Here is a 12,622-nt window from a genome sequence, read left to right as displayed (position 1 = left end):
TTTATTGCATTGTAATTTTCTCCACACAATTTTCATAAATAGTACGGTGTGATTTTGAGAAAGGTAATTGCTCAAATACCTCTTTTGATACAAATTTTAATGTATCTGTATCAACAATATTACCTGTTACTTTTCCGTAAAATACAAATATATCCCAAGTACGATGTGTAAACGTATGTTGTACATTCATTGCGTATTCATCAATAGAAACCTCGAGCTCAAATTTTTCTTTCATATAATCTATAAGCTGTTCCTTCTGATTTCGAATACTTTCTCCAAGTTCCACATTCGGAAACTCCCACATGTTAGCTAACAAACCTGTACTTGGACGTTTATTAATAACGTAACGACCGTCTTCAGTTTGAAGTACACCTGCAACAATAGGTACCATTTTAGGAGCTTTCGCTTTACTTTTTACTGGTAATTCTTTTTGAACACCTTCAGCATATCCTCTGCAATGTTCACGTACAGGACAAAGTAAGCATGCTGGATTTTTCGGAATACAAATTAGTGCACCTAATTCCATCAATCCCTGATTAAAATAAGATGGGTTTTCTACTGAAATAATTTCACGCACAATCTCTTCAAAAACTTTTCGAGTCTTTGGTTTTGCAATATCATCCCATACTGATAAAATACGAGATAATACACGCATAACATTTCCATCAACTGCCGGCTCTGGTATACCATATGCGATACTTAAAATAGCACCTTTTGTATATGGTCCCACTCCTTTTAACTTTTCAATTTTCTTTACATCACTTGGTACAACTCCGCCGTATACTTCTTTTACCTCTTTTACTGCCGCATGTAAATTACGTGCTCTAGAATAATATCCTAAACCTTCCCATGCTTTTAATACTTCTTCATCATCTGCATTCGCTAACGCTTCAAGTGTAGGAAACTTCCCCATAAAATTTGCGTAATATGGTTTTACAGCTTCTACTCTTGTTTGCTGTAACATAATTTCAGAAACCCAAACGCGGTATGGATCTTTATTCTTTCTCCATGGTAAGTCGCGCTGTTCTTCTTCAAACCAACCAATTAAATCATTTTGAAACTGCTCTATATTAAAATTGTTTAGTATTTCAAGTGTCAAACTTGATCCCCCTCATTTTTTTGCATATAAGTACTATTATAAAGATTTTAGGAAAAAATTTAAGTAAGATGATACAGGAAATAGAAGGCAAAGGACTTGAGGTATCGAATAAAAAGAGTTACATTAATAAAAAACGGAGGTGGATTTCTATGGACACAGCCACTCACCTTGTTATGGGTATCACTTTAGGTAGCTTAGCAACATTAGATCCAGCCATAGCACAAAGTGATATTGGCCCCCAAGCTGTTATGCTTGCTACAATTGCTGGTTCCAACATTCCTGACATTGACACAGTTTTAAAATTGCGTAATAACGCTAAATATATAAGAAATCATCGTGGGATTACTCATTCTATTCCTGCGGTAATTCTTTGGTCATTCCTTATAAGTGGCATCTCTTTCGCCTTCTTTTCAGACGCTCCATATCTTCATCTACTGCTTTGGTCATTTATTGCTGTCTTCCTTCACGTCTTTGTAGATATTTTCAATGCCTATGGTACACAAGCATTACGGCCTTTCACAAAAAAATGGGTCGCACTCGGCGTGATTAATACATTCGATACCGTAATTTTCTTTATCCATATACTTGCAATTGCTTGCATGCTCGTCGGTTCTCATAAGGGATATACAGCTTTAGCGGCATATATATTAATGATTGTTTACTATATCGGACGGATTATGATGCACAGAAATATAAGAAGCGTTGTACACAAACGTTTCAAAAATGTCGAAAAGATTATCATTTCTCCTTCTTACCGATTTTACCATTACCATTTAGCAATCGTTACGGCTGATTATTACTACGTTGCGAGATGGCACCGTGGTAACATCATGATATATGATAAGTTCGATCGGGTACCGTTCCCAGACAATAATATTATGCGAGCAGCTAAACAAGATGAAAACATCTCGGCCTTTCTATCTTTCTCTCCTGTATATCGCTGGGATATTTTTGATCATGACCATTATTATGAAGTACGATTCATTGATTTACGATATCGAAGTAAAGATTATTATCCATTTGTTGCAATCGTTCAGCTCGACCACAATTTAAATATTATTAGTTCCTATACAGGATGGATCTTTAGTGAAGAAAAGCTTCGAAAAAAACTGGAATTACTTCCACATTAAAAAAAGCGACTTAAGTCGCTTTTTTTAATGTTTCAAATGATCTTCTTGATTAATTAAATGACTATACTTCGGATTATTTGTACGCATTTCATGAAGGCGTACACCATGATTATTAATCCATGATCGTACCACTTGTTCTGTCATTTCATCGCCTTGATAACGACCTGATTTTGCATAAGTTGTTTGAAAATCTTCCCATAGTAACTCAACCCACGCACGAGCTTGTGCGTAAGAAAGCTTGTCATTCTTGTCTAATAATTCTTTCGTTAATGTTTCATAAATATCATTCATATTATAATCTCCTTTTACCTATTTATCCCTTCATTTCTAAAGGATAGTTTCTTCAATTTTGCACATTCTATAATTGATACTTCTTAAAGAGGTATCAACCGATAATGAGGAGGGCGTTCGTAATGGGTAAACAAGCCGAATTTTGGTCTGAGTCAAAAAACAACAGCAAAATCGACGGTCAACCGAAAGCGAAATCACGCTTCGCTTCGAAACGACCTAACGGCACAATTAACACGCACCCACAAGAACGTATGCGTGCTGCAAATCAGCAGGAAGAGTAATACAAATTAAATTAACTTCCTACACGAGGTGATAAAGATGAGCTACCGTGATCGCTTAGATAGTCGTTCTGAATTATTTAACCATACGTGGACTCGTCCAAAACATGCGAAAGCGCAAGTTAACGGACAGACGCAACAAACCCAGTCTCTCATTATATTGGCAAATGAATGTAAAAAACGCCAATTTTAGAATCTCCTATCTCCTTTAACGCCTACCAAAGATGAAAACCAGAGAGATATATGCTCTCTGGTTTTTATTTTTCTTGCAATAAGGAAATTGGTATGCCAATCTCTTCATTATCATTTTGCTTATATCCCCAAGCAAATACCCCATTGAAATACGTAATTTTAAATAATACACCAGGTTCTTCTACTAATTCATATGTTTCACCAATACGGAATTTGTTTATATCCGTCATATAAGCACGAGCCATTGCCATTTTTCTCATTAATACATCAAATTCATTGACAATCCCAAGCTGCTCAGCTTTTACTGCTTGCTCCTTCAAAGCGCCAATTTCTTCCCTTAGCTCATGCGGTGTCATTTCACTGTAGCGTTTTGGCATATTCATCTTATTCTCCTCATTCCTCTTCGCGTTTCATTTGCAAAAATATCTCGATTTCATCAATAGAGAATCCTTTTCGATATAACGCTTGTTTCATCTTGTTTTCAAATGTCCATCCATCATGCTTCTTATATTTCTCATAATATTTATTCCCATGATAGTGTAACGCTTCTTGTTGCTTTTCGTCATCTTTTTCTTCTTTCAATTCTTCCAAACAAATTTGAATTACTTCTCTAGAATATCCTTTTCGAACAAGCATCTCATCTAACTTTAGTTTCATTTGTAAAAAAGAATGTTTTTGATAAGATTTTTTCTTCTTCTCTATGAGAAACAAGGCATTCTCAATTTGCTTTTCCTTCGGATATTCTTGTAAACTATGTGTAATAATTAAATCCTGAACACCTTTATTTAATAACTCTCTTTTAATAACAGTTGGACCTTTTCGATTCACATTAGTTTGCGTTCGCGTATATAAAACAGCATACTCTTTATCATTAATATATCGGTCATGTAATAATTTCGAAACGACTTCAGAGATGATGGCCTGTCCCACTTCTTTTTTTCGTAAAAAATCTTCTATTTCTTGTTTTGTTCTCATTTGATAGGATAAATAGGAGATTGCTTGTAAATATGCTTTTTGCACTTCTTCATTGTACAAAATATTTCCTAACTCGATTTCATCAATTTCTAAGCCTTTTTGTAATCCATGTTTTATTAAGATTACTTGATCCACACTAAATCCGTACTCTTCGCCTTGACCTTTATCAATATAAATATTAAATCGTTCTTTCGATCGTTTTTGTACTTCTATTTTTGTAATGACAGCCATACTCTCACCTCTCTATTATTTTAACATAGTCGAGGAACATTTTTTCTTTTCAAGAATATATATAATGAGGAGGAAATACTTGTGAAAATCGCAATTTCTGGTGGTACAGGCTTTATCGGTAAATCCCTTTCTACTTTTTTTATTCAAAAAGGATATACTGTTTACATTCTCACACGAAAAAAAACTACTGAAACTTCCGATCCTAACCTTCAGTATGTTCAATGGACACCAGATTTACAAACCTTCCCCCTCTCTTCTATTGATGTAGTTATTAATCTAGCCGGAGAGTCTATTAATAGTAGATGGACAAAGCAACAAAAGAAAGCCATTTTAAACAGTAGAATTCAAACAACAAAAGGACTCATTAAACAATTGCAGGGACTCCATACAAAGCCACACACATTTATTAACGCAAGTGCTATTGGATACTATGGAACGTCTGAAATAGAGTCTTTTACAGAACAGCATGAGACTCCTGGAAATGACTTTTTAGCAAATACAGTATATTCATGGGAACAAGAAGCATCTAAAGCACGTTCTCTCGGAATACGAACAATCTACGCAAGATTTGGAGTTGTATTAGGTGCAAATGAAGGAGCTCTTCCAAAAATGCTACTTCCCTATCAATTCTATATCGGCGGCACCATTGGTTCTGGGAAGCAATGGTTATCATGGATTCATATAGACGATGTCGTTCGTATGATGGATTTCATTATACACAAAAAAGAAATTGATGGTCCTCTTAATATGACAGCACCAACACCTATAAGAATGAAGGAATTTGGAGAAACCATTGCAACTATAATGAAAAAGCCTCATTGGTTGCCTGTACCTTCTTTTATCATTCAAACTTTATTAGGTGAAATGAGCATACTTGTACTAGAAGGGCAACGTGTATTACCCATTAAAGCAATTGAACATGGATACCAATACACATTTCCAGAAATAGACCATGCATTACAAAATATACTTTCGCATACAATGTAGTACTTCTAAAACACAATTTTACATGGGCTCTTTCAAAACTTTCATTTTCTAGGATCCGAAGCATTACCATACAAATAACCTTTCAGTTACTTTCCCTTAACTTCCATTAGCATTATAAAGTAACAGAAATGAGGTACCTATGAAAATATTGCTCAAACAAGCCATTGTATACCCTATTACATCTCAAAAGTTTCAAGGAGATGTACTCGTTACAGGAGAGCGAATTACCGAGGTCAAACCTTTTATTCCACCTACTCAAGATATGACCGTTATAGATGCACGAGCACTCCATCTCTTACCTGGCTTTATTGATGTCCATACTCACCTTGGTCTCTATGATGAAGGTACTGGTTGGGCTGGAAATGATGCCAATGAAACATCTGAAGTTTCAACACCACATATTCGTTCTTTAGATGGAATCCATCCTTTCGATATTGCCTTTCAAGACGCTGTACAAAACGGAATTACAACCGTTCACGTTATGCCTGGCAGTCAAAATATTATCGGGGGTACTACTTGTGTAATAAAAACAGCTGGAACTTGTATTGATCATATGATTATTCAAGAACCTGCTGGTTTAAAGATTGCCTTTGGAGAAAATCCTAAAAAAGTCCATAGTAATGGAACAAAAGAATCCATTACACGTATGGGGATTATGGGGTTACTTCGGGAATCATTCTATGAAGCACAACACTACGGGCACGAAGCTGATTTTCGAATGCTTCCTATTTTAAAAGCACTACGTCGTGAAATACCCGTACGTATCCACGCTCACCGAGCAGATGATATTAGTTCTGCTCTACGCTTTGCAACAGAATTCAATCTCGATTTACGCATTGAACATTGCACAGAAGGACACTTTATTGTTGAAGAACTTTCAAAACACAATTTGAAGGTTTCAGTTGGTCCCACTCTGACACGCCGTTCTAAAATCGAACTAAAAAACAAAACATGGGATACTTACCATATATTATCAAAAAATGGTGTGGAAGTTTCTATCACAACAGATCATCCTTATACACCCATTCAATATTTAAATGTTTGCGCTGCTGTTGCAGTAAGAGAAGGGTTAGACGAGAAAACAGCACTAGAAGGAATCACCATATTCCCAGCACGAAATTTGCGTTTAGAGGATAGAATTGGAAGCATCGAGGTTGGAAAAGACGCCGATCTCGTGCTATGGACTCATCATCCTTTCCATTATTTAGCCAAGCCTGTACTAACTATGATTGATGGAAAAATAATTTACAAAAAAAATAAAAAAAACTAGTTTATTTTTTTGACTAGATAAAGTATTATACGATTATAAACTGAATGAAACCATAATCAATTTGTGTCGTGATTATCATTTTCAAATTGATGAATGGGGAAGGCAAATGGTGCGCCACCAGCGTTAGAAACTGGTTCTAGTGGGTTCGATTCCCACCCCGAAATTTTTTAAAGATTGATATAAAAATTTCGAGGGTGGGGTGTTTTTTCGTCATGCTACCCTCGTGTGAGGAGGAGTTAGTATGTTGAAAAAACGCGACTTACACGACAGCCACGTTCTATACGAGTTAATGGTGGATCCAGCTGTCTTCCCTTTTGTGCGTCAAAAGGCTTATTCTTATGAAGAATATTTATTCTTAACGAAACAAACGATTGAAGCTGAAGAGCGTGGTGAATTAATTTCACGCACAATTTTAGATGAATGGGGTAACCCTATCGGAACAATTACTTTATTTGATGTGCAAGAAAAAGCTGGATTTCTCGGGACATGGCTTGGCAAACCATATCATGGAAAAGGCTATAACAAATTGGCAAAAGATTCATTTTTTAGTGAACTTTTCTATGAATTAGATATTGAAACAATTTTCATGCGTATTCGTAAAATAAATATTCGTTCTATTAAAGCTGCAGAAAAACTGCAATATGTGAATCTAGCAAACGAAACAAGAAAAGCCGTATATGATGAAATTAACGCAAACGAAGAAGTGTATAACTTATATGAAATTCCAAAAGATCAATACACACTTGCTACAATGCGAGATACAACCTTCCAAGATGCTCATCAATTAAAAGAAGCGTAATCTAAATTTTCTGAAATGATAATCAATCGTTAACATTTTCCATATGCGTATATCCCCTCATGTCTTTGGAAACGATAAATAGTAACTTTAAGACACGAGGTGATTTGTAATGGATAAAAAGAAACGTGATAAAGCAAAAAACACATTATCTAGTACACAAGAAGTTCTCTATCAACGCGAATTTCAAAAAGCAGATCGTGCAGCAGGATATCGCTCGAAAAGCATTTAAAGTGAAAATGAATAATTAGAAGTTTCCCCCCTAATTATTCATTTTCATTACATAATTTTCTCGACTGATAGAAGTAAGCAAAAAAGCCCCTTATACATAAGGGACTTTTTTGCTGTGGACAACTTTATCCACAAAACTGATGAAATTGTTAGTGATTTTCAAAAACATTTAATATTTTTCTATATTAAAGCATATATCAGCTGTTTTAATTGTGGATATTTTTCTAAAAATTGTGGACAATGTGGATATAGTTGTTAATATTCCGACTTTACTGTTTAATGAAAGCGCAATCCTTTTGTGGATAACTCACTAAATTTTCTTTAAAAATAATAAAGAACCCTCTTTACATATACAAAGAGGGTTTCATATTAAGTAAAAGATTGTGCAAGAGCAGGTGATTTAATAGGTATATGACGCGGTTCTGCATGATTTTCCGCCAAAATTGCATCTACAATATGGCCAGCTGGCTCTGGAAGATAGATGCTTTTCATTGCTTCTTTCATTTGAAGAAGCTTCACATCATCTTGTAATAATGCCTCTGTTTTTGCAAAAACCTCACTATCATCGCGAATGACAACTGCTGCTCCCTTTCTTTCAAAGTACATCGCATTTTCATTTTCTTGTCCTGGAACAGGCTTATATAAAATGACAGGTACTTGCAACGCTGCTGCTTCACTTAATGTTATTCCGCCTGGCTTCGTAATCATACAAGAAGTAACACGGAATAATTCATCAATATTTTCAACATACCCAAACACTTTTAATGCATCGGAATTTTGCTTCTGTAAACTTAATAAATCCTGTTTTAAAGCTTCATTTTTCCCACAAACGACAACTACTTGTAAATTAGGCACTGACATAAATGATTGGCATAGTTCTTTTACATTTCCTAATACCCCATGAGCACCTGCTACAATTAGTAAAATCTTTTTATTCTTACATAACTGATATTTATTATATATGATTTCTGGATTTACCTTTAACTCAAAACTACTCCGAATTGGAATTCCTGTTTCAACAATTTGTTCCGCAGGTACACCGATATCAACCATCAATTCTTTCACATGATCCGTTGCAACAAAATAACGATCTACTTCTCGATGAATCCATATTTTGTGCACGCAAAAATCCGTTAATACGTTATAGACAGGAATTGAAATACCTGTTTGTTTCTTTAATTCTGGTACAGCGATAATTGGAAATGTATTAATTACAATATCTGGTTTCTCCACCTGTAAAAGTGTTTTCAAACGTTTCCTTCCAAAGTTCGCATACCAAGATGCTATTTTCTTATCATAAATTTTTTCTACCCCGTAATAAAACAAACGATATAATTCTTTTCCTATTGTATAACTTTTTAAATATAGATATTTTGTAATGTCAGTTATAAATGGATGTGATTCTCCAAACAAGTCGCATACAATAACATCTTCAATTCCTTTTTGGCGAAATGTTTGTTCTAATGTTTTTGCTACTTGCACATGACCATTACCGTAATGTGCAGTTAATATTAAAACCTTGGGGTTTTTTATCAAACAAATCCACTCCTAGCTTTTTGTTTCTCCATATTGCATATACGACAATAGGAAAAACATTTTCCTTAAAAATTACATAAACAGATTTTAATAATTCCCTTTCAGCTATGTACCTGTCGTGGATATGCAAAGCATATAAGATTGACCCCTTAATCCTATCTGTGCTCATATCTTTACATTATACTTTCCTATAAGAGCTTTCGCAATAACTTACAAATGTTCTCTATTCCATGATACTCACTCTTTTACTTCTTAATTCTTTTTACTATTTTGATTTCCCTTTACAATTATGTAAATTTCTCCATTTATTCCGTACAAAATTATGGATATTCTATTTTCAGTATACTCTTTTATCAATATATACTCTAGATTTTATTGTAAAGAAAGCAAAAAGCCTAATCCAATATTTGGATTAGACCGCTTGTAAAATATATTTAGCATGTTCTACATTTTTCTCAGTAGGTGGTTCTACATTTGCGAGTGGATACTTGTGTCCAAGCGCCTCCCATTTATATACACCAAGCTTATGATATGGTAACACTTCAACTTTTTGAACATTAGACAGACTTTGAATAAAGCTAGATAGTTTTTGTAGATCCTCTTCATTATCCGTAACACCAGGAACTAATACGTGTCGTACCCAAATCGGTTTATTCTTATCCGATAAATAACGAGCAAATTGTAAAATATGTTCATTTGGTTTCCCTGTTAATTTACGATGCTTTTTGGAATCGATATGTTTCAGATCCAATAAAACTAAATCTGTATAATCCATTAAAATATCTAGCTTATTTTGGAATTCTGGTTCCTCAGAATAACAACCACCAGAAGAGTCGATTGTTGTATGGATACCAGCCTCTTTACACCTTTTAAACAACTCAATTAAAAAGTCTAGCTGTAATAATGGCTCTCCACCGCTAACTGTTATACCGCCTCCGGAAGCTTCAATAAATGGAAGGTAACATGTCACATCCTGCATCACTTCTTCAACTGTTATTTCTTTACCTTTACCGATTTCCCACGTATCAGCATTATGACAATATTGACAACGTAATAAACACCCTTGTGTAAATATGACATAACGAATCCCTGGGCCATCAACAGTACCACAAGACTCTACAGAATGTATTCTTCCTTTTACCATGTTACTTCCTCCTTTATTGAAACAGCCTCCCTTCGCTATATATTAAGAGCGAAGGGACACTTTTTTCATTTACATGCTTTCATGCATTGTACGGTTAATTACATCAATTTGTTGTTCACGAGTTAATTTAATAAAGTTTACAGCGTAACCAGATACGCGAATTGTTAATTGTGGATATTTCTCAGGATGTTCCATTGCATCCATTAATGTTTCACGGTTAAATACGTTAATATTTAAGTGGTGGCCTTCTTTTACTGCATAGCCATCAAGCATTGATACTAAGTTACGTACTTGTACATCATCTTCTTTACCAAGTGCTTTCGGAATAATAGAGAATGTATTAGAAATACCATCTTGTGCATCTTCATATGGTAATTTAGCCACAGATAATAATGAAGCTAATGCACCTTTTGTATCACGTCCATGCATTGGGTTCGCACCTGGTGCAAATGGTTCTCCAGTACGGCGGCCATCTGGAGTATTACCAGTTTTCTTACCGTATACAACGTTAGATGTGATTGTTAAGATTGACATTGTATGAACAGAATTTCTGTATGTTTTATGTTTACGAAGTTTATTCATAAATGTTTTTACAAGATTTACAGCAATCTCATCTACACGATCATCATTGTTACCGTATTTAGGGAAATCTCCTTCAATCTCGAAGTCAACTGCAATACCATTTTCATCACGAATTGGTTTTACTTTTGCGTATTTAATTGCACTTAATGAATCTGCTACTACAGATAGACCAGCAATACCTGTTGCCATTGTACGAAGAACGTTTGTATCATGAAGTGCCATTTCAATACGTTCATAGCTATATTTATCATGCATGTAATGGATAACATTTAATGTGTTTAAATATAGACCCGCCAACCATTCCATTGTCATATCAAACTTATGCATAACTTCTTCATAATTTAATACTTCAGAAGTAATTGGTGCGTACTCAGGACCAACTTGTGCTTTAGATTTTTCATCTTTACCACCGTTAATCGCATATAATAATGCTTTCGCTAAGTTTGCACGAGCTCCGAAGAACTGCATTTGTTTACCGATTCTCATTGCAGATACGCAACATGCAATACCGTAATCATCGCCGTATTCAGGGCGCATAATGTCATCATTTTCATATTGAATTGCTGATGTTTTAATAGACATTTTCGCACAGTAGTTTTTAAAGTTCTCTGGTAATTGTTTAGACCAAAGAACAGTTAAGTTTGGTTCTGGAGCTGGTCCTAAATTATCTAATGTATGCAAGAAACGGAATGAGTTCTTTGTTACTAATGGACGACCATCTAATGCCATACCACCGATAGATTCAGTTACCCAAGTTGGGTCACCAGAGAATAATTCATTATAATCAGGTGTTCTTGCGAATTTCACAAGACGTAATTTCATAATGAAGTGATCTACAATTTCTTGTACTTCTTCTTCTGTTAAAGTACCATTTGCTAAATCTCTTTCAATGTAAATATCTAAGAATGTAGAAGTACGCCCAAGACTCATTGCAGCCCCGTTTTGCTCTTTAATCGCTGCAAGGTATGCGAAGTATAACCATTGGAATGCTTCTTGCGTGTTTGTTGCTGGCTTAGAAATATCGAAGCCATGAGAAGCGGCCATTTCTTTTAACTCTTGAAGTGCACGCATTTGCTCAGATAACTCTTCGCGTAAACGCATTGTATCTTCGCTCATTACACCGCCAGTTAAATTTAAATCAGCTTTTTTCGCTTCAATTAAATGATCAATACCATATAACGCTACTCGGCGATAGTCACCGATAATACGTCCACGTCCGTATGCATCTGGAAGACCCGTAATAACACCTGATTTACGTGCATTTCTCATTTCTGGTGTGTATGCATCAAATACACCTTGGTTATGAGTTTTTCTCCAATCTCTAAAAATACGACTAAGTTCTTTATCCATTTCGTATCCATAAGATTCACAAGCTTGTTCTGCCATACGAATACCACCATATGGTTGTAAAGAACGTTTAAATGGTTTATCAGTTTGGAAACCGACTACTTTTTCAATATCTTTATTTAAGTATCCAGGGGCATGTGATGTAATAGAAGAAACAATTTTTGTATCCATATCAAGAACGCCACCGTTTTCACGTTCTTTCGTTGTTAAATCCATTACTTGATCCCAAAGTTGTTTCGTTGCTTCAGTTGCTTCTGCTAAGAAAGATTCGTCTCCTTCGAAAACGTTTACATTATTTAAAATGAAATCGCGAACATCAATCTCTGCTTTCCATTTTTCACCTTTAAAGTTTTCCCATGCGTTTTTAACATTTTCTAATACTTGAGTCATCCTAATCTCCTCCATTTTTGATTAGTACAGGACTAAGATTTTTTATATAACAGCTTACACACTTAGAATACTACTTTTTTACGAAAGTGAACGAAATAGTTGTGACATGTTTGTGAAATATTGAGCAAACTACTATATATATA

The 12,622-nt window shown here is 34.9% G+C and carries 14 protein-coding genes; 7 read left to right on the top strand and 7 right to left on the bottom strand.

Annotated features, from left to right (window positions below):
• Position 1: 1 nt before the first annotated feature.
• The gene (gene mutY / locus NST27_RS02555) at positions 2-1,099 is read right to left on the bottom strand and encodes an A/G-specific adenine glycosylase (RefSeq protein ID WP_000171395.1); all 1,098 of its coding nucleotides are present in this window, start codon (positions 1,097-1,099) and stop codon (positions 2-4) included.
• Positions 1,100-1,248: 149 nt separating this feature from the next.
• Between mutY and NST27_RS02550 the strand changes: the two genes are divergently transcribed.
• Complete coding sequence (locus NST27_RS02550; RefSeq protein ID WP_000379106.1) at positions 1,249-2,229, top strand: metal-dependent hydrolase; 981 nt, start codon at positions 1,249-1,251, stop codon at positions 2,227-2,229.
• Between the two features lie 24 nt (positions 2,230-2,253).
• On the opposite strand, the gene NST27_RS02545 is transcribed toward NST27_RS02550, so the two are convergent.
• Entirely contained in the window at positions 2,254-2,520 is a 267-nt protein-coding gene (locus tag NST27_RS02545; protein ID WP_000998166.1) for a YfhJ family protein, read from the bottom strand.
• 122 nt (positions 2,521-2,642) lie between these two features.
• Between NST27_RS02545 and NST27_RS02540 the strand changes: the two genes are divergently transcribed.
• Positions 2,643-2,801, top strand: a complete 159-nt coding sequence (locus tag NST27_RS02540; RefSeq protein ID WP_000517891.1) for a small, acid-soluble spore protein K — start codon at positions 2,643-2,645, stop codon at positions 2,799-2,801.
• 37 nt (positions 2,802-2,838) lie between these two features.
• Positions 2,839-2,991, top strand: a complete 153-nt coding sequence (locus NST27_RS02535) for a YpzG family protein (RefSeq protein ID WP_000122093.1) — start codon at positions 2,839-2,841, stop codon at positions 2,989-2,991.
• A 64-nt stretch (positions 2,992-3,055) separates the two neighbouring features.
• Here NST27_RS02535 and NST27_RS02530 read toward each other — a convergent pair whose 3' ends face one another.
• Both NST27_RS02530 and recX read right to left on the bottom strand, forming a co-directional pair.
• On the bottom strand, positions 3,056-3,373 hold the full coding sequence (locus tag NST27_RS02530) for a YfhH family protein (RefSeq protein WP_001057024.1): 318 nt from the start codon (positions 3,371-3,373) through the stop codon (positions 3,056-3,058).
• Between the two features lie 10 nt (positions 3,374-3,383).
• Positions 3,384-4,196, bottom strand: coding sequence for a recombination regulator RecX (gene recX, locus NST27_RS02525; RefSeq protein ID WP_047385564.1), 813 nt, complete (start codon positions 4,194-4,196; stop codon positions 3,384-3,386).
• 81 nt (positions 4,197-4,277) lie between these two features.
• Here recX and NST27_RS02520 point away from each other — a divergent pair, with 81 nt between their 5' ends.
• From NST27_RS02520 to NST27_RS02505, 4 genes are all read left to right on the top strand, one after another.
• Positions 4,278-5,183, top strand: a complete 906-nt coding sequence (locus tag NST27_RS02520; protein ID WP_000684380.1) for a TIGR01777 family oxidoreductase — start codon at positions 4,278-4,280, stop codon at positions 5,181-5,183.
• A gap of 139 nt (positions 5,184-5,322) precedes the next feature.
• A complete protein-coding gene (locus NST27_RS02515) occupies positions 5,323-6,453 on the top strand; it encodes an amidohydrolase (RefSeq protein WP_000698314.1) in 1,131 nt (376 codons plus the stop codon).
• Between the two features lie 241 nt (positions 6,454-6,694).
• Positions 6,695-7,252: a GNAT family N-acetyltransferase gene (locus NST27_RS02510; RefSeq protein ID WP_000914737.1), complete on the top strand. Its 558-nt coding sequence runs from the start codon at positions 6,695-6,697 to the stop codon at positions 7,250-7,252.
• A 109-nt stretch (positions 7,253-7,361) separates the two neighbouring features.
• Entirely contained in the window at positions 7,362-7,481 is a 120-nt protein-coding gene (locus NST27_RS02505; protein ID WP_000358482.1) for a YfhE family protein, read from the top strand.
• 368 nt (positions 7,482-7,849) lie between these two features.
• On the opposite strand, the gene NST27_RS02500 is transcribed toward NST27_RS02505, so the two are convergent.
• The 3 genes from NST27_RS02500 to pflB form a co-directional block, all read right to left on the bottom strand.
• Positions 7,850-9,016 (bottom strand): diglucosyl diacylglycerol synthase, encoded by a 1,167-nt coding sequence (locus NST27_RS02500; RefSeq protein WP_000594688.1) that lies wholly within the window; start codon positions 9,014-9,016, stop codon positions 7,850-7,852.
• A 412-nt stretch (positions 9,017-9,428) separates the two neighbouring features.
• Positions 9,429-10,160 (bottom strand): pyruvate formate-lyase-activating protein, encoded by a 732-nt coding sequence (gene pflA / locus NST27_RS02495; protein WP_047385563.1) that lies wholly within the window; start codon positions 10,158-10,160, stop codon positions 9,429-9,431.
• Between the two features lie 69 nt (positions 10,161-10,229).
• Positions 10,230-12,479 carry a formate C-acetyltransferase gene (gene pflB, locus NST27_RS02490; RefSeq protein WP_000195464.1) on the bottom strand — a complete coding sequence of 750 codons (2,250 nt, stop codon included), beginning with the start codon at positions 12,477-12,479 and terminating at the stop codon, positions 10,230-10,232.
• Positions 12,480-12,622: the final 143 nt, after the last annotated feature.

It is taken from the genome of Bacillus sp. FSL W8-0770, from assembly GCF_038008705.1.
Lineage (GTDB): Bacteria > Bacillota > Bacilli > Bacillales > Bacillaceae_G > Bacillus_A > Bacillus_A cereus.
The sequence above is the reverse complement of the archived record's forward strand: the minus strand, read 5'-3'. Positions and strand labels throughout refer to the sequence as shown.